This is a genomic window from Kitasatospora sp. NPDC036934 (assembly GCF_055608425.1).
Genome location: NZ_JBVJQR010000044.1, coordinates 23,380 through 41,063 on the forward strand (window position 1 = coordinate 23,380; position 17,684 = coordinate 41,063).

The 17,684-nt window shown below is 74.0% G+C and carries 14 protein-coding genes; 10 read left to right on the top strand and 4 right to left on the bottom strand.

Translation table 11 applies throughout. The features are described from left to right. The first annotated feature begins 61 nt into the window (after positions 1-61). Together ACZ7BZ_RS36115 and ACZ7BZ_RS36120 are read left to right on the top strand one after the other, a co-directional pair. Positions 62-3,895 (top strand): glycosyltransferase family 2 protein, encoded by a 3,834-nt coding sequence (locus ACZ7BZ_RS36115; RefSeq protein ID WP_470362051.1) that lies wholly within the window; start codon positions 62-64, stop codon positions 3,893-3,895. Between the two features lie 6 nt (positions 3,896-3,901). Then, positions 3,902-5,617, top strand: coding sequence for a DUF5719 family protein (locus ACZ7BZ_RS36120; protein ID WP_470362052.1), 1,716 nt, complete (start codon positions 3,902-3,904; stop codon positions 5,615-5,617). 60 nt (positions 5,618-5,677) lie between these two features. Here the strand turns inward: ACZ7BZ_RS36120 and ACZ7BZ_RS36125 are convergent, their stop codons facing one another. Then, positions 5,678-6,130, bottom strand: a complete 453-nt coding sequence (locus ACZ7BZ_RS36125; protein WP_470362053.1) for a metallopeptidase family protein — start codon at positions 6,128-6,130, stop codon at positions 5,678-5,680. Positions 6,131-6,348: 218 nt separating this feature from the next. On the opposite strand from ACZ7BZ_RS36125, the gene ACZ7BZ_RS36130 reads away from it, so the two are divergent. The 6 genes from ACZ7BZ_RS36130 (at position 6,349) to ahcY (ending at position 12,641) form a co-directional block, all read left to right on the top strand. Beyond that, positions 6,349-6,714, top strand: coding sequence for a DUF3499 domain-containing protein (locus ACZ7BZ_RS36130; protein WP_380463461.1), 366 nt, complete (start codon positions 6,349-6,351; stop codon positions 6,712-6,714). A 126-nt stretch (positions 6,715-6,840) separates the two neighbouring features. Next, positions 6,841-8,226, top strand: a complete 1,386-nt coding sequence (locus ACZ7BZ_RS36135) for a phosphomannomutase/phosphoglucomutase (protein WP_380463459.1) — start codon at positions 6,841-6,843, stop codon at positions 8,224-8,226. Between the two features lie 98 nt (positions 8,227-8,324). After that, positions 8,325-8,507 (top strand): Trm112 family protein, encoded by a 183-nt coding sequence (locus tag ACZ7BZ_RS36140; protein WP_380463457.1) that lies wholly within the window; start codon positions 8,325-8,327, stop codon positions 8,505-8,507. A 64-nt stretch (positions 8,508-8,571) separates the two neighbouring features. Beyond that, positions 8,572-9,825 (top strand): SIS domain-containing protein, encoded by a 1,254-nt coding sequence (locus ACZ7BZ_RS36145; protein ID WP_470362054.1) that lies wholly within the window; start codon positions 8,572-8,574, stop codon positions 9,823-9,825. A gap of 29 nt (positions 9,826-9,854) precedes the next feature. After that, the gene (locus tag ACZ7BZ_RS36150; RefSeq protein WP_470362055.1) at positions 9,855-10,832 is read left to right on the top strand and encodes a cation diffusion facilitator family transporter; all 978 of its coding nucleotides are present in this window, start codon (positions 9,855-9,857) and stop codon (positions 10,830-10,832) included. Positions 10,833-11,192: 360 nt separating this feature from the next. Further along, on the top strand, positions 11,193-12,641 hold the full coding sequence (gene ahcY / locus ACZ7BZ_RS36155) for an adenosylhomocysteinase (RefSeq protein WP_470362056.1): 1,449 nt from the start codon (positions 11,193-11,195) through the stop codon (positions 12,639-12,641). Between the two features lie 68 nt (positions 12,642-12,709). Here the strand turns inward: ahcY and ACZ7BZ_RS36160 are convergent, their stop codons facing one another. Together ACZ7BZ_RS36160 and ACZ7BZ_RS36165 are read right to left on the bottom strand one after the other, a co-directional pair. Beyond that, positions 12,710-13,723 (bottom strand): hypothetical protein, encoded by a 1,014-nt coding sequence (locus tag ACZ7BZ_RS36160; RefSeq protein ID WP_470362057.1) that lies wholly within the window; start codon positions 13,721-13,723, stop codon positions 12,710-12,712. Beyond that, a complete protein-coding gene (locus ACZ7BZ_RS36165) occupies positions 13,720-14,235 on the bottom strand; it encodes a SigE family RNA polymerase sigma factor (RefSeq protein ID WP_470362058.1) in 516 nt (171 codons plus the stop codon). The genes ACZ7BZ_RS36160 and ACZ7BZ_RS36165 overlap by 4 nt, the downstream gene beginning before the upstream one ends. Before the next feature lie 107 nt (positions 14,236-14,342). On the opposite strand from ACZ7BZ_RS36165, the gene ACZ7BZ_RS36170 reads away from it, so the two are divergent. After that, positions 14,343-14,972, top strand: a complete 630-nt coding sequence (locus tag ACZ7BZ_RS36170; protein WP_470362059.1) for a hypothetical protein — start codon at positions 14,343-14,345, stop codon at positions 14,970-14,972. A gap of 41 nt (positions 14,973-15,013) precedes the next feature. Here the strand turns inward: ACZ7BZ_RS36170 and ACZ7BZ_RS36175 are convergent, their stop codons facing one another. Next, the gene (locus tag ACZ7BZ_RS36175; protein ID WP_470362060.1) at positions 15,014-16,027 is read right to left on the bottom strand and encodes an RDD family protein; all 1,014 of its coding nucleotides are present in this window, start codon (positions 16,025-16,027) and stop codon (positions 15,014-15,016) included. A gap of 242 nt (positions 16,028-16,269) precedes the next feature. Between ACZ7BZ_RS36175 and ACZ7BZ_RS36180 the strand changes: the two genes are divergently transcribed. Further along, complete coding sequence (locus ACZ7BZ_RS36180) at positions 16,270-17,274, top strand: stage II sporulation protein M (RefSeq protein ID WP_470362061.1); 1,005 nt, start codon at positions 16,270-16,272, stop codon at positions 17,272-17,274. The last annotated feature ends 410 nt before the right edge of the window (positions 17,275-17,684 follow it).

A 17,684-nucleotide genomic window follows, 5' to 3' on the forward strand; every position in this document is an offset into this window, starting at 1 on the left:
GTGCGCCATCCGGTTGCCGTTCACCGGCTGTGTCCACCGAGAACTGGGGCCCGCGCACTCGATGACCGTCTACAGCCACCAGAGCGGCTTCACCGCTTCCAGGCCGCCCGCCTATCCGCGTCACCTGGTCACCGCGGTGATCGTCTCGCACGACGGAGCCCGCTGGCTGCCGCAGGTCCTGGCCGGCCTGCTCGGCCAGGACCGCCAGGTGCAGCGGATCCTCGCGGTCGACACCGGATCCACCGACAACTCCCCGCAGCTGCTCGCCGACACCCTGGAGGACTGGCTTCCCGAGAGCGGTCCGCTGGTGCTCGGCCGCCGGGTCGGCTTCGGCACCGCCGTCGCCGAGGCCGTCTTCAACAGCCCGCCGCTGCGCCCCGAGGACCTCCCGTACCGGCTCGACCCCTCCGGCTACGACCCGGTCACCGGTGGCTGGGACGACTTCGGCGACCCGCTCGCCCAGGAGGACGACCTCGGCCGCGGCGGCCCGCGCGAGACCCAGCCGGTCGAGTGGCTCTGGCTGCTGCACGACGACTGCGAGCCGCAGACCGACGCGCTGCGCCGCCTGCTCCAGGTCGCCGACTCCACCCCGAGCGCCGGCGTGGTCGGCCCCAAGCTGCGCAGCTGGTACGACCGCCGGCAGCTGCTGGAGGTCGGCGTCACCATCGCCCGCTCCGGCCGCCGCTGGACCGGCCTGGACCGCCGCGAGCAGGACCAGGGCCAGCACGACCAGGTCCGCCCGGTGCTCGCCGTCTCCAGCGCGGGCATGCTGGTGCGCCGGGACGTCTTCGAGGAGCTCGGCGGCTTCGACAAGGCCCTCCCGCTGATGCGGGACGACACCGACTTCTGCTGGCGGGTCAACGCCGCCGGCCACCGCGTCGTGGTCGCCCCCGACGCCGTGCTCCGGCACGCCGAGGCGGCCAGCCGCGAGCGCCGCGCGATCGACTGCGGCCCCGCCCACCCGCACCGGGTGGACAAGGCCGGCGCGGTCTACTCCCTGCTCGCCAACTGCAAGGGCGCGCTCTTCCCGTACGTGCTGCTGCGCCTGGTGCTCGGCACCCTGGTGCGGGCCGTCACCAACCTGCTCGGCAAGGACCCGCGCCAGGCGGTCGACGAACTGGCCGGCCTCGGCCACGAACTCGTCCGCTTCCCACGGCTGTTGGCCGCGCGCAAGCGCCGGGCCCGGACCCGTGCGGCGGACGCCCTGGACGACCGCACGCTCTTCCCGGCCCCCGGCGCCACCACCCGGCTGGCCGTCGAGGGCGTCATCGGCTCGCTCGGGATAGGGGGCGGCGACGACTCCGGCAGCCGGCACGGCTCGGTCGAGGCCGGCGGGGACGAGGACGGCGAGGACCTCGTCGTCGAGCAGTTCGCGCTGATCAAGAAACTGGCCCGGCGCCCCGCTCCGGTGCTGTTCGCCGCCCTGCTGGTGTTCGCCCTGATCGCCTGCCGCAGCCTGCTCGGCAGCGGCGAGCTGTTCGGCGGCGCGCTGCTTCCCGCCTCCGACGGCGCGAGCGGCCTCTGGGCGATGTACGCGGACGCCTGGCACCCGATCGGCACCGGTTCCAGCGCCGCCGCACCGCCGTACCTCGGCGTGCTCGCGGTGCTCTCCTGGCTGCTGTTCGGCCACGCCGACCTCGCACTGACCCTGCTGGTCGTGCTCACCGTCCCGCTCGCCGCGGTCAGCGCCTACCTGGTCTCCCGCCCGCTGCTGGACTCCAAGCTGGTCCGCGCCTGGGCCAGCGCCACCTACGCCCTGCTGCCCGCCGCGACCGGCGCGCTCGCCCAGGGCCGGATCGGCACCGCCGTGCTCGCCGTGCTGCTGCCGCCGCTGGCCCGCGCCGCCGCGATCTCGGCCGGTCTCGGCATCCGCCGGGAGAGCGCCGCCAAGGGCGCCCGGCCCGGCTGGCGGCCGGTCTGGATGACCGTGCTGCTGCTCACCCTGGCCACCGCCTTCGTACCGCTGACCTGGGCACTCGCCGTACCGCTGTGCCTGGCGATGCTGGTCTTCGCGGTGCTGCGCGGCGGCGCCCTCGGCTCCGGCGGGACCGCGCTGCGGCTGCTCGGCCTGCGCGTCCTGGTGATCCTCGCGGTGCCCGTCGCGCTGCTCGCCCCCTGGTCGCTGAAGGTGCTGTCGCACCCCCAGCTGCTGCTGCTGGAGGCCGGGCTGCCCGGTCTGCACGGCGCCGGGGCGAGCGGGGCCGGACTGCTGCTGGTCAACCCCGGCGGTGCCGGGGTGCCGCCGGTCTGGCTGTCCGCCGGTGTCGTCCTGGCCGCGCTGGCCGCGCTGCTGCGCGCCGACCGGCGCCGGGCGGTGCTCGCCGCCTGGGGCGCGGCCGGTGCCGGACTGGTCTTCGCGGTCGTCGTGGCGGGTACCTCCGTCACCCCGGCCTCCGGCGGCCAGCCGGTACCCGCCTGGGCCGGCCCGGCCACCCTGATCGCCGGGATCGCCCTGCTCGCCGCCGCCGCGATCGGCGCCGACGGCGCCAACGCCCGCGTCGCCGGAATCGCCTTCGGCTGGCGCCAGCCGGTGGCCGCCCTGGTGGTGGCCACCGCCGTGCTGGCCCCGCTGGGCACCGGCCTGTGGTGGGCGCTGACCGGCGCCGGCGGTCCGCTGCAGCGCTCCCAGGCCGACCAGGTGCCCGCCTTCATCGCCGAGGAGGCGGGCACCACCGACCGGGCCCGCACCCTCGTCGTCACCGGGCAGAAGGGCGCCGTCCGCTACACCGTGGTGCGCGGTTCCGGTCTGACCCTTGGCCAGGCGGAGTCCACCGTCGACCCGGCGACCGGCACCCAGGACGGCCTGAACAAGATGGTCGGCAGCCTGCTGGCCGGCTCCGGCGCCGACCAGGCGAACGCCCTGGCCGGCTACGGCATCGCCTACGTGCTGGTCGAGCGGCAGGCCGTCGCCGCGTTCAAGGACGTCCTGGACACCACCCCCGGCCTGGTCAAGGCCAACCAGGAGGGCGACACCGCGCTCTGGCAGGTCAACGGCGCCCCCGCGGTGCGTGCGGTGATCACCGCCCCCGGCGCCAATCCGGTGGTCGTCCCGGCCGGGGTCCGCGACCTCGCCACCACCGTCCCGGCCGGTCCGGACGGCCGGGTGCTGCGGCTCGCCGAGTCCGCCGCGCCCGAGTGGAAGGCCACCGTGGACGGCACCGCCCTGGAGTCCGTCACGGTCGACGGCTGGGCGCAGGGCTTCAAGCTCCCGGCCGCCGGCGGCAAGCTGAGCGTCACCCGGGAGGGCAGCCTCGCCCACACCGGCTGGATCTGGGCCCAGGTCGTGCTCGGCCTCACCATCCTGGTGCTGGCCCTGCCCGGCCGCCGCAGCCACAAGGACGACGACCTGCCCGAGGAGGCGGTGGCCGCCGCCGCGCTGGCCGCCGCCCAGGCGCAGACCCCCGTCCCCGGCAGCCGCCGGGCCCGTCGGATGGCCGAGCGCGGCGAGGGCGGCGAGCCCGGCGCCGAGGAGGCCGGGGTGTACGAGGGCCGGCCGGGCGCGATCCCGCCGCAGCCGACCGGCGAGCCGGTGGCCGGGGCGGTCCAGGAGGCCGAGCCGTACACCGACCCGTACCAGACGTACCAGCAGGCCGACCCGTACAGCTACGACCAGTACCCGGCCCAGCAGCCGGTGGCCGCGCCGTACGGCAATCAGGGCTACGACGGCCAGGGCTACGACACCCACGGGTACGACGGGCAGCAGCAGGGCTACCCCCAGCAGGGCTACGAGCAGTACCCGCAGGAGCAGTACGGCTACGACCCCTACCAGCAGCAGGGCGGCCAGCCGCAGCAGACCTGGCTGCCGGGCCAGCAGCAGGGCGAGCCGTACTACGACCCCAACGAACCGGGCGGCCCCGGGAACTACCGCCCCCACCAGCACGGATCGGGGAGCTGACCCGCGATGAAGAAGCCCGCTTTCAGGAAGAAGTCCGGCACCGGGGACGAGCAGCCCTTCGAGCCCGCCGCCGAGTCGGTCGAGGCTGCGGGGCCCGCCCGCCCGGCGGGGAAGGGCCTCGGCCGGTCCGCCGGGAAGACCACCCAGTCGCTGCTGGCCGCGGCCGTGGTGCTGGCCGCCGTGTTCGGGATCGCCGAGGCGCGGCCGCCGGCCGGCCAGGCCAAGGCCGACGGCGGGGCCGCCCCGAGCAGTGCCCAGGTCGAGCGGACGGCCGCGGTCTGCCCGCAGCCGTTCCAGGGCCTGACCGGCTCGACCACGCTCAACGCCTACACCCCGCCCGGCACCGGCTCGGCCACCGGCGGCGCCGGCTGGCTGTCCGACCAGGCCGCCCCGGTCGCCCCGCCGACCACGGCCCCCTCGGCCCCGGCGACCCCCGCCGCGACCGGCACGCCGGGCGCGGCCCCGAGCGGCTCCGGCGCCCCGGCCACCCCGGCCCCGGACAAGAACGCCGCGCCCGCCGACGCCAGGCTGACCCTCGCCAAGCCCGGCGTCCCGGTCACCGGCCCGGCCACCAACGGTGACGGCGCGCCCGGCACCGGGGCCGTCGCCACCGGCGCGCTCGCCCCCGGCTTCACCGTCACCCAGACCACCGTGGTCACCGAACAGCGCGGCATGGGTCTGTCCGGCCTCACCTGCACCCCGGAGAGCACCGGCTTCTGGTTCGCCGGGGCCAGCACGGCCGGCGACCGGGTCGATTACGTCAGCCTGGTCAACCCCGAGTCCTCGGCCGCCGTGGTCGACATCAAGCTCTACGGCGACAAGGGCCTGATCGACAACGACGCCGCCAACGGCATCACCGTCGCCCCCGGCAGTTCGCAATCCGTCCTGCTGTCGACCATCAGCAAGGGCGCCGTCAACGACCTCGCCGTGAACGTGGTGGTGCGCTCCGGGCGGATCGGCGCCGGGCTGCACGCCGCCGACGGCGCCAAGGGCGCCGACTGGATCCCCGCCTCCGCCGACCCGGCCCCCACCCAGGTGCTGCCCGGCCTGCCCGCCGACACCGCCGCGGCCCACCTGGTGGTCTGGGCACCGCCGGAGGACGACGCCGACCTGAAGATCCAGCTCTCCGGCAAGAACGGCTGGTTCACCCCGGCCGGCAACGAGTCGATCCACGTCAAGGCGGGCATGGTGGCCGCCGTCGACCTCGGCAAGGTCACCCGGGACGAGGTCGCCGGGCTGCGGCTGTCGCCCAGCGACGACAAGCACCCCACCAAGATCGTGGCCGGGCTGCGGGTCGACCGCACGGGCGGCAACGGCAAGAGCGACGCGGCCTGGCTCTCCGGCAGCGCCCCGGTCGGCGCCCGGGCCACCGTCGCCGACAACCGGGCCGGCGCCTCCACGCTGTTCCTGACCTCCACCGGCGACGCCGCCACCGTCAAGGTCACCGCCTCGGCCGGCAGTGGCGGCGGCACCCCGGCGACCAAGGAGGTCCAGCTCCCGGCCGGCGGTACGGTCGCCATCCCGGCGCCCGAGCCCGCCGGGCTGAACGGCGTCTTCGCGCTCACCGTGGAGACCGAGTCCGGCGGCCCGGTGGTGGCCGCCCGAATGCTCGCCATCCCCACCAAGGACGTGCCGATGTTCACCGTCCAGGCGCTGCGCGACGACCACAGCACCGTCCAGGTCCCGCAGGCCACCCAGGACCCGGGCGTCGTCCTGCGCTGAGCACCGGGGGCCGGGGTCGGTCCGGCGGGATCCGCCGGACCGACCCCGGCCCCCGGGAGGTCAGTCCTCGTCGTAGCGCGGGTCGATCGCGTCCGGCGACAGTCCCAGCAGCTCGGCCACCTGCTCGATCAGGATCTCGTGCACCAGCGCCGCCCGGTCCTCCCGGGTCTTCGCCCGGATCTCCACCGGCCGCCGGTACACCACGATCTGGCTCTTGTGCCCCTTCTGGCCCGGCAGCACCCGGCCCAGCGGCACGCCGTCCTCGCCGTCGGCGCCGTCCACCTCGTGCAGCGGCACCTCCTGCACGGCGAACTCCACCTCGATCAGCTGCGGCCACCGCCGCTCCAGCCGTTCCACCGACTCGCGCACGTAGTCGTCGAACAGTTCGGAGCGGGTGAGCGAGATCGGCACCTGGGGCGGCGCCAGCGGGCCGCGCAACCCCCTGCCGTGCCGGTCGCGGTGCCGCGGGCGGCGCGAGGGGCCTGTCGATGACTGCGGTGCGGAGCTGTCCATATCACTGCCGAGAGTAGTCCTTGGCGGGTCGGAAGTGGACCACTCCGACGGGGGAATCGCCGGGGCGGGGCGCGTGCCCGGACGGCCGGAGCGAGCCCGGCGGCGGGAGCCGGGTGGCACGCCCGGGGGTGCGCACGGGGGCGCGGACCGCGACACGGCGCCCCCGCCGGGCAGGCGGTCTTCGCTCCCCGGCGGGGAGTGCGGTACCGTCCACCCTCGTGAGCTCTGTACGTCGTTGTTCGCGGACCGCGTGCGGCCGACCGGCCGTCGCGACGCTGACGTACGTCTACGCGGACTCCACCGCCGTCCTGGGCCCGCTCGCCACCTACGCCGAGCCGCACTGCTACGACCTGTGCGCCGAGCACGCCGAGCGGCTCACCGCCCCGCGCGGCTGGGAGGTCGTCCGGCTCGCCGCCGAGGCCGGTCCGCTGCGCCGCAGCAGCGACGACCTGGAGGCGCTCGCCAACGCCGTCCGCGAGGCCGCCCGCCCGCAGACCCCCCGTCAGGGCCGGTCCCCCGAGGGCGAGTCCACCGAGGGCGGCCGCCGCGGCCACCTGCGCGTCCTGCGCTCGCCCGACAACTGACGACTCGCCCCGCGCCGCCCGTTCGCCCGGCCCGGGTACGCTGCCCGTCTGACCTCACCGCGCCCGTCCACGGGCGGGCGGGGTGGCCCGACGTATCGATCAGCACAGAACCAGGGTGGAGCCGCAGTGCGCGACCTCAAGCAGCTCGTGAAGGCGTACGACGTCCGAGGCGTCGTCCCGGACCAGTGGGACGAGAGCCTGTCCCGGGCCTTCGGCGCCGCGTTCGTGCAGGTCACCGGCGCGTCCGCGATCGTGGTCGGCCACGACATGCGCCCCTCCTCCCCGTCGCTCAGCCGGGCCTTCGCCGAGGGCGCCGCGGCCTACGGCGCCGACGTGGTCGAGATCGGCCTGTGCTCGACCGACCAGCTCTACTACGCCAGCGGCAAGCTCGACCTGCCCGGCGCGATGTTCACCGCCAGCCACAACCCGGCCCAGTACAACGGCATCAAGCTCTGCCGGGCCGGCGCCGCCCCGGTCGGCCAGGACACCGGCCTGTCCGAGATCCGCGAACTGGTCGAGTCCTGGACCGCCGAGGACGACACCGTCACCGTCCCGGCCAAGGACGTGCAGCCCGGCGCGCTCTCCGCCCAGGAGACCCTGCGCGGCTACGCCGACCACCTGCTCGGCCTGGTCGACCTCACCGCGATCCGCCCGCTGAAGGTCGCCGTGGACGCCGGCAACGGCATGGGCGGCCACACCGTGCCGACCGTCTTCGACGGCCTGCCGATCGAGCTCGTCCCGATGTACTTCGAGCTGGACGGCACCTTCCCCAACCACGAGGCCAACCCGCTCGACCCGAAGAACCTGGTCGACCTCCAGGCCAGGGTCCGCGAGGTCGGCGCCGACATCGGCCTGGCCTTCGACGGCGACGCCGACCGCTGCTTCGTCGTCGACGAGCGCGGCGAGCCGGTCTCCCCGTCCGCGATCACCGCGCTGGTCGCCGCCCGCGAGATCGCCCGCGCCCAGGCCGCCGGCGAGGCCGAGCCGACGATCATCCACAACCTGATCACCTCCTGGACCGTCCCCGAGGTGGTCCGCGAGCTGGGCGCCACCCCGGTGCGCACCCGGGTCGGCCACTCCTTCATCAAGCAGGAGATGGCCGTCACCGACGCCGTCTTCGGCGGCGAGCACTCCGCCCACTACTACTTCCGCGACTTCTGGCGCGCCGACACCGGCATGCTGGCCGCGCTGCACGTGCTGGCCGCGCTCGGCGGGCAGCCGGGCACGCTCTCCGCGCTGACCGCCGAGTACGACCGCTACGCCGCCTCCGGCGAGATCAACAGCACGGTCGCCGACCAGGCCGCCAGCACCGCCGCCGTCCGCGCCGCCTACGCCGGCCTGGAGGGCACCGCCGTCGACGAGCTGGACGGCCTCACGGTGGCCGGCCCGGACTGGTGGTTCAACCTGCGGGCCTCCAACACCGAGCCGCTGCTGCGCCTCAACGTCGAGGCCAAGGACCCGGCGAAGATGGCCGAGCTGCGCGACGGCGTGCTCGCCGTCGTCCGCGCCTGAGCGGACCGCGCCTGACCGAGGCGCGCGGTGCCCCGGCCGGTAGGGTTGCCTATCGGCCGGGGCACCTCCGTGCCACCCCCGAACTTTGGAGAGCCCTCATGAAGCTCGAATCCTTCCTGCTGGAGATCCTGGTCTGCCCGCAGTGCCGGGCCGCGCTCACCGAGGGCGGCACCGAGGAGCACCCCGAACTGCTCTGCACCGGCGCGGACTGCGGCCTCGCGTACCCGGTCCGCGAGGGCATTCCGGTCCTCCTGGTGGACGAGGCCCGCCGCCCGGCCTGATCCTGTTGGGGCCCGACAGCCCCACCCGCGCCCGCCGACCACAGGACAGCCGGAGGCCCGCCGCATGCTCGACGACACCCTGCTCGACGACCCGGCCGCCCTCCAGCGCGCCGACCACGACCGCGCCCTGCTGGCCCTGGCCGGCGCCGGCGCCCGGGTCCGCACCGCGCTGCGGCAGGCCGACACGGCCGGCCTCGACCGGCTGCGCCCGGACGGCCGCCCGCGCGCCGTCCTGGTCGCCGGGCACGGCAGCGCCCTGACGGCCGCCGAGATCCTCGCCGCGCTGGGCGGCTCCGCCGCCCTGGTCACCCCGCTGCCGCCGGTCGAGGCCGCCGCCCCGCGCGTCGACCGGGCCGGTGCCCCGCCCGTGTTCACCGCCGGACTCGGCTGGCAGCTGCCCGGCTGGGCCGGTCCGCTCGACCTGCTGGTGATCAGCTCCGCCGACGGCGGCGAACAGGGCCTGATCGGCCTCGCCGAGCAGGCCTACGCGCGCGGCTGCGCCATCGTCGTCACCGCCCCGGCCGGCAGCCCGCTGGCCGAGGCCGCGCTGCAGGTGCGCGCGCTGCCGCTGCCGTACGTCACCGCGGTGCTGCCCGAGGAGGGCCGGCCCGCCGCGCCGGCCGCCGAGCCGGACCTCCCGGCCGAGGATCCGGCCGCGCTGTGGTCCCACCTGACTCCGCTGCTGGCGCTCGCCCAGAAGCTCGGCCTCACCCAGCTGCCGTACGACGCGCTGCCGGCCGTCGCCGACCTGCTGGACGCCACCGCCGTGCGCTGCCGCCCGGACGCCGCCGCGTACACCAACCCGGCCAAGGGGCTGGCCGCGCGGCTGGCCGGGACCGTCCCGCTGCTGTGGGCCGAGGGCCCGGTCGCCGGGGCCGCCGTCTCCCGGTTCGCCGCCCAGCTCGCCGACCGGGCCGGCCGCCCGGCGCTGGCCGGGTCGCTGCCGCAGGTGCTCACCGCCCACCGCGGCATGTTCACCGGCCAGTTGGGCGCGGGCGCGGACCCGGACGACTTCTTCCGCGACCGGGTCGATGAGCCCGACCCGCTGCACCTCCAGGTGCTGCTGCTCCGGCACGTCCCCGGCACCGGAACCCCGGATCCCGCGCAGGAGCAGGACGGCCCCGCCGAGGTGACGGAGGACGACGAGCGCCCGCGCAGCTTCGGCGCGAGCCGCGCGCACCGGCTGGCCGCCGCCCACGACGTACGGCTGACCGAGTACGCGAGCACCCGCCCGGACCCGCTGCACGCGCTGGCCGACCTGATCGCGCTGACCGACTTCGCCGCCGTCTATCTGGGGCTCGCCGCCGCGCAGTCCTGAGCCCACCCGACAGGCGCTAGTCTCGGCGCATGAGCACAGAGGGTGGGACCAAGGCACTGGTGGCGGCGCTGTCCGCGAACCTGGCGATCGCGGCGGCCAAGTTCACCGCCTTCGGGTTCACCGGCTCCTCCTCGATGCTGGCCGAGGGCGTGCACTCGGTGGCCGACTCCGGCAACCAGGTGCTGCTGCTGATCGGTGGCAAGCGGGCGCGCCGGGCGGCGGACGAGGAGCACCCGTTCGGGTACGGGCGCGAGCGCTACGTCTACGGCTTCCTGGTGGCGATCGTGCTGTTCAGCGTCGGTGGCCTGTTCGCGGTCTACGAGGGCTGGCACAAGGTCAACCACCCCGAGGCGCTGGACTCCTGGGGCTGGGCGGTGGGCGTGCTGTTCTTCGCCATCGCAATGGAGGGCTGGTCCTTCCTGACCGCGGTGCGGGAGTCCGTCAAGGCCAAGGGCAGCCAGGGCTGGGTGCAGTACATCCGCACCGCCAAGGCTCCGGAGCTGCCGGTGGTGCTGCTGGAGGACACCGGCGCGCTGATCGGCCTGGTGCTCGCGCTGTTCGGCGTCGGGCTCACCGTGATCACCGGCAACGGCGTCTGGGACGGCGTCGGCACCCTGTGCATCGGCGTCCTGCTGGTGGTGATCGCGGTGGTGCTCGCGCTGGAGACCAAGTCGCTGCTGCTCGGGGAGTCCGCCGACAAGGAGTCGGTGCGGCGGATCCGCGCCGCGCTGGTGGACGGCGAGGCGGTCACCGGGGTGATCCACATGCGCACCCTGCACCTCGGCCCGGAGGAGCTGCTGGTCGCCGCCAAGATCGCCGTCAACGCGGAGGACAGCGCCGAGCGGGTGGCGCGGGCCATCGACGCCGCCGAGGAGCGGGTCCGCGCGGCCGTCCCGATCGCCCGGGCGATCTACCTGGAGCCGGACGTCTACAGCGCCGAGAAGGCCGCGGCCGGCGAGGACCCGGCCGCCACCCCGGGCGGGCCCGGCCCGGACCCGGGGCACTGACGGGCCGCCCGCCCGGCCGTCCGCCCCGGTGGTTCCGGGGTGGGATCCCGGTCGGGCGGCGGTCGGATCCGGCGCTCGAAATCGGTCATCCGCGGACGGCGGGTGGGGCGGCCGGTGTAGATTCGTCACCAGAGCCAGAACGTCGCTGCTGATGGCGGTCGATCGGCGGTCCGCACCCGTAGGGTGTGCGCCGGTCGAGGGAGAGAGGTCCTCCGGCGGTTTGTGCTGCGCAGCGGGGAACCGGTCCGTGATCCATGGACCAGGTCGCCCCGGCGTAGCCGTGCACCCGTACGGCCCGCCATGCGCAACGCACATCCGGACCTCGGCCGTGCCCCACCCCCATCAGCGAGGAGCAGACGCATGTCGACCGACATCACCGGTGACTTCAAGGTCGCCGACCTTTCCCTGGCGCCGTTCGGCCGCAAGGAGATCCAGCTGGCCGAGCACGAGATGCCCGGCCTGATGTCCATCCGCGCCGAGTACGCCGAGGCGCAGCCGCTGGCCGGTGCCCGGATCACCGGCTCGCTGCACATGACCGTCCAGACCGCGGTGCTGATCGAGACCCTCACGGCGCTCGGTGCCGAGGTCCGCTGGTGCTCCTGCAACATCTTCTCCACCCAGGACCACGCCGCCGCGGCCATCGCCGTCGGCCCGCAGGGCACCCCGGAGAACCCGCAGGGCATCCCGGTCTTCGCCTGGAAGGGCGAGACCCTGGAGGAGTACTGGTGGTGCACCGAGCAGGCGCTGACCTGGCCTGACGGCAAGACCCCGAACATGATCCTGGACGACGGCGGCGACGCCACCCTGCTGATCCACAAGGGCGTCGAGTTCGAGAAGGCCGGTGCCGCTCCGGACCCGTCCACCGCGGACAACGACGAGTTCCGGATCATCCTCGAGCTGCTCAACCGCACGCTCAAGGAGACCCCGAACAAGTGGACCGAGGTCGCGGCCACCATCAAGGGCGTGACCGAGGAGACCACCACCGGTGTCCACCGCCTGTACGAGATGCACCGTGACGGCCAGCTGCTGTTCCCGGCGATCAACGTCAACGACTCGGTCACCAAGTCGAAGTTCGACAACAAGTACGGCTGCCGCCACTCGCTCATCGACGGCATCAACCGCGCCACCGACGTCCTGATCGGCGGCAAGGTCGCCGTCGTCTGCGGCTACGGCGACGTCGGCAAGGGCTGCGCCGAGTCGCTGCGCGGCCAGGGCGCCCGCGTCATCGTCACCGAGATCGACCCGATCTGCGCGCTCCAGGCCGCGATGGACGGCTACCAGGTCGCCACCCTGGACGACGTGGTCGAGACCGCCGACATCTTCATCACGACCACGGGCAACAAGGACATCATCATGGCCTCGCACATGGCCCGGATGAAGCACCAGGCCATCGTCGGCAACATCGGCCACTTCGACAACGAGATCGACATGGCCGGCCTGGCCAAGCTCGACGGCGTCGTGAAGACCGAGGTCAAGCCGCAGGTCCACGAGTGGCGCAAGGCCGACGGCCGCACCGTCATCGTCCTCTCCGAGGGCCGCCTGCTGAACCTGGGCAACGCGACCGGCCACCCGTCCTTCGTGATGTCCAACTCCTTCGCGAACCAGACGATCGCCCAGATCGAGCTGTTCACGAAGACCGAGGAGTACCCGATCGGCGTCTACGTGCTGCCGAAGCACCTGGACGAGAAGGTCGCCCGGCTGCACTTGGACGCCCTGGGCGTGAAGCTCACCACCCTGACCCAGGAGCAGGCCGACTACATCGGCGTTCCGGTCGAGGGCCCGTACAAGGCGGAGCAGTACCGCTACTGATGCGGTGAGCAGTGAACGCCGGTGGCCGGCACCCCTGGGCGGGGTGCCGGCCACCGGCGCGTCCGGGGTCAGCGGAGGTTGCTGGTCGTCCAGGTGCTCTCGTCCGCGCCGGTGACGTGCACCAGCTTCAGCAGGCCGGCCGGTCCGCCGACCGGGTCGAGCCGGGGCACGACGTCGGGCGACGTGGAGGCGCAGACCTGCAGGCCTCCCTCGTGCCGACACTGCGAGTCGGGCGGGAGGTCCCTCAGGTCGCCCTCCGGAGCCGCCGTGACGGTGACCGTCTTGCCGCCGACCGCGAGGACGATCCGGGCTTCCCACGGCACCGTGCCGGGGTTGCGGACCACGGCGGCGGAGTCCGGCCGGATCGATGCCGGCAGCCTGCTCAGCCAGAGCGGCATGGGGACGTCCCGGCTGCCGCCCGTGACGGACTCCGCGATCCGGATCAGGTCCCCGTCGGGGATGACCCTGTTTTCGAGGTGCGTCGCCCGGATCACTGCCCACCGGCCGTCGACGGTCTGCCAGCGGAGGACCCGGTCGCTGCTGTCGTAGCGGGGCTCGGACGGATGCTCGACCCAGTACGCCGTCCGGCCGTTGATCGGGGCGGCGGGGACCTTGGCCTCGTCCGGGTGGGTTCCGAGCGCCGGCTCGGGGCCGGGGGCGAGCAGGACGATCTGGAGGCGCCGGAAGCCCAGTTTCGGTTCGACGGCGGTGATGTTGGAACCGAAGGTGCCCGCGGTGTAGCCGAGACCGTGTTCGCGGTCCACCCAGTCGGGCAGCCAGCCGACCTTGAACTCGGAGGTCAGCGCGGGGGTGCCGTCGACGGCCGTCTGGGTGGGGGCCGGCGTCGGGGTGGCCGCGGCCGGTGGAGCTGCGGGCGTCGCGTTCCCTGGCCGGGGCGACATGGCCGTGAGGCCGACCGTGAGCGCCGTCGCGACGGCCACCGCCCCGATCGTGGCTCGCTGACGGGTGCGTAGGCGGGCCCGCCCCCGGGCGATGGACGCGGTGGTGTCGAAGGCGGGCGGCGGAGCGGGTTCGTCGGCCAGGTCCGCCAGGCGGGCGGCCAGAACTGAGTGCGTGGTCATGACGTCCTCTCTGCGGCTGCGACGGGGTGGGGAGTGAGCGTCCTGCGGAGGGCCGCCAGGGCCCGCGAACTCTGGCTCTTGACGTTGCCCGTCGAGCAGCCCAGGGCCTCGGCGGCCTGGTCGATCGAGAGGTCGCAGAAGTAGCGCAGGACGACGGTGGCCCGCTGCCGGGGCGGCAGGGCCGCGAGGGCCCGGCGCAGGTCGAGCGAGGCGTCCAGGTCGAGGCTCGCGGCCAGGGCCTCCGGGTCGAGTTCCGTCCGTACCGTCCGGCGCCACCAGGAGGTGCGCTGCTCGGCGAGGAAGGTGTTGACCAGCGTGCGGCGGGCGTAGCCGTCGATGTTGTCCGCCCGGCTCGCCCTCGACCAGTGCACGTACAGCTTGGTGATGGTCTCCTGCACCAGGTCGTCGGCCCGGTGCCAGTCCCCGCACAGCAGATAGGCCACCTTGCGCAGCCAGCCGCCCCTGGAGGTCACGTACTCCGTGAACTCCGCGTCGCGCGTCTGCTTCGCCATCCGCACCCCCCTCGTCGTCCGGGCGGCGTCTCTCCCGCGCCGTCCGACCCTCTAATGCGCGCAACTGCGGGGAATGTTGCATCACGGGCGCACGTAGGCTTTCGGGCATGCCCAACGGCCGGTACTCGCTCCATGACACCCACGACCACCTGCTGCTCGGTGAGGAGCGCTTCAGCTGCGCGCCCGGGGCGGCCGGCTGGCGGTACGTCTCCAAGACCTACGCGCCGGACGGCCGGGTGCTCGGCAGCGTCGACCTGACGGTGGATTCGCGGGCCCGGCCGCTGCGGATGGAGCTGCGGGCCGGTGGCTGGCAGGTGCGCGGCGGCGCGGTGGACGGGGTCGCCTGGGTGCGCACCGACGCGGCCGACCCGGGTGGTGAGCACACGGTGGAGGGCCACGACCGGGCGCACGGGTTCGCCGGGCGCTCGCCGGGCTTCCTGGTCGCCACCGCCCGGATGCTGCGGTTGCGGGAGGGGGCGAGTGCGCGGGTGCGGCTGGTGGCGTTCACCGAGCCGGTGCTGGCGCCGCGCACCTTCGACCAGGGGTGGCTGCTGGAGGGCGTGGACACCCATGAGACGGACTCGGGGCCGCTGTCGGTCGAGCGGTACCAGGTCGCGGACCTGGAGACGGGGGAGCAGCAGGTCGTGCACCTGGCGGGGGACGTGGTGCTGGCGGCGGAGGGGATCGAGCTGGAGGAGCTGGCGTCGCCGCCGAACGCCTGGCCGGTGGGGGAGTAGCGGGGCGGGGCTCAGGTGGGCTCAGCTCAAGCGGGCTCAGCTCAGGCGGGCGGGGCGAAGCCGGTGGCGGGGGCCGGTGCCGGTGCGGCGGGTTGTGCGGGCTTGACGAAGGACGGCGCGGCGGGGGCGGCCGGGGCGGGTGCGACAGCTGCGGGCGCGAGAGCGGGAACGGGAGCGGGAGCGGGAGCGGCGGGCACGCCGAGGACGCGGTGGGGCCGGTCGTCGGCCGTGACGGCGGGGGCGGCCATCGGGTGCGGGGCGGGCATCGGGACGGGGGCGGAGGCCGCGAACCGCTGCTGGGCGCGCATCCACTCCCGGCGCTGGCGTTCGGTGAGCACCGCGCCCAGATAGGCGGCCGGGTGCAGGCCGGGCGGTACCGGGTGCCCGACCCGGGCGGCCAGGTCGTCGGCCAGCTCGATGGCCATCCGGAACGTCACGCCCGGATCCAACTGGCCCATCCGGCTGAGCACTTGGCGGATCGCGAGCCAGAGCGCCTCGGGCACCGCGGAGAGGTCCATCGCGACCAGCTCGCGGCCCATGTCGTGCAGCAGCTGCGGGTGCACCGGCGGCAGCGGGCCGGCCGCGCCGACCCCGCCCGGGGTGCGCTCGCGGATCACCACCGTCCCCGCGAAGACGTCGCCGAGCCGCTTGCCGTCCGAGTTCAGCGCGGAGGTGATCACGGCCGGGGCGCCGGTTATCGCGATCAGCTCGAAGAAGCCCACCAGCCCGCGCACCAGCGAGTGCCGGAACCGGACCGGTCCGCCGTCGGTGCGCACCACCCGCAGGCCGAGCGCGGCCTTGCCGGCCGAGCGCCCGTTGCTGAGGGTCTCGATCATCACCGGCAGGCCGACCAGGTAGAACACCGTCATCCCGAGCATGGTGGCCGCCAGCGCCGCGCTGTCGATGTCGGACAGGGCGACGCTCATCACCAGCACGGACACGAACAGGGCGGCGAACTCGATGAGCAGGTCGAGCACGATGGCCAGCGCCCTGCTCGGAAGCTTCGCCGTCTGGAGGTCGAGGACGACCGCCTCACCCGTCACCAGGTCGCTCAAGACACCTGTCCGTTCACGCTCATGCGAGAGGTGGGAGTGCGGTTGGATCGGCCCCCCACTGCCCGCTCTCCGCAGTCTGATCCGCAGCCGCAAACATACGGCGCCCGGTGGGCGCACGGGAAGTGAGATCCCGACGGCCGGGGCAGCGGCTGCTGCTGGCATGCTGGGCCCGCACGTGTCCGCACGTACCCGCGCGACCGCTCACGCGCGCCTCGCGCCATCGCCGACCATGGAGCCGCCGAATGGACCTGGACGTCTTCGTCGCCACCCACCAGGGGGAGTGGGCCCGGCTGGACGCCCTCGCCCGTAGGCGCCGGCTCAGCGGCGAGGAGGCCGACGAGCTGGTGGGCCTCTACCAGCGGGTCACCGGCCACCTCGCCAAGGTCCAGGCCGCCGCACCGGACCCGGCCCTGGTCGGCCGGCTGACCAGCCTGGTCTCGCAGGCCCGCAGCGCGGTGACCGGCGCCCGTACCAACGGCTGGCAGGACGTCGCCCGCTACTACACGGTGAGCTTCCCGGCCGCGCTGTACCGCGCCCGTCGCTGGTGGGTGCCGGTCGCGGCCGTCTCGCTGGCCCTCACCGTGCTGCTCGCCTGGTGGATGGCCACCCACCCGGAGGTCCGCAACAGCCTCATCACCCCGGACGAGCTGAGGGAGATGACCCGCCCCGGCGGAGAGTACGAGGCGTACTACTCCGACCGGCCGGCCAGCTCTTTCGCGGCCCAGGTCTGGACGAACAACGCGTGGGTCGCCGTGCAGTGCCTGCTCTTCGGGATCGCTCTGGGCATTCCGGTGCTCCTGGTGATGTGGACCAACGTGGTCAACCTCGGGGTCGGCATCGGACTGATGGCCTCCGCCGGACGGCTCGACATCTTCCTCGGCCTGCTCATCCCGCACGGACTGCTGGAGCTGACCGCGGTCTTCGTGGCCGGCGGCCTCGGCCTGCGCCTCGGCTGGACGGTCATCGACCCCGGCCCGCGCACCCGCGCGGTGGCGCTGGCCGAACAGGGCCGCTCGATCATCGGGATGTCGATCGGCCTGGCGACGGTCCTGGCGGTCTCGGGCGTGCTCGAAGCCTTCGTGACTCCGTCCGGCCTGCCGACCTGGGCGCGCATTTCCATCGGCGCCCTGGCCGAGGTGGCCTTCCTCCTCTACGCGCTGGTGCTGGGCCGGAAGGCCGCGGCGAGCGGAGAGTTCGGCGATGTGGAGGCGGCCGACCGGGCGGACCTCCAGCCCGTCGCCGCCTGAGTCGATGTGATCAACAGGCCGTTGACCTGCTACTCTTCTCGCATCCCGGCCAAACCATTGACGTGGTGAGGGTGGGCTAGTAGGTTTCAACGGTTGGGACTGACTGGACAACGGTCAGCCCCGGGCGCTAGTGTCTACGACACCGCCGAGATCGAGGCAAACGCATTTCACGAAATGCGCACCCTCCGATGAAGCAAATCCCACGGACGGAACACTCCGAAAGCTTTGATAAGCTTCGGAACGAAGTTCGCAGGAAATCCCGCCAGCGGGAATCGGATGAATGAAACTCCGGAAAACGGAGCGGAAAACATCTGGTAAGCTGGAAACACGAAAGAACGAAGCGCCCGGAGGGCCCGCTGGAAGGCGGTCCGAAGGAAGTGTCCGTTCCTTGAGAACTCAACAGCGTGCCA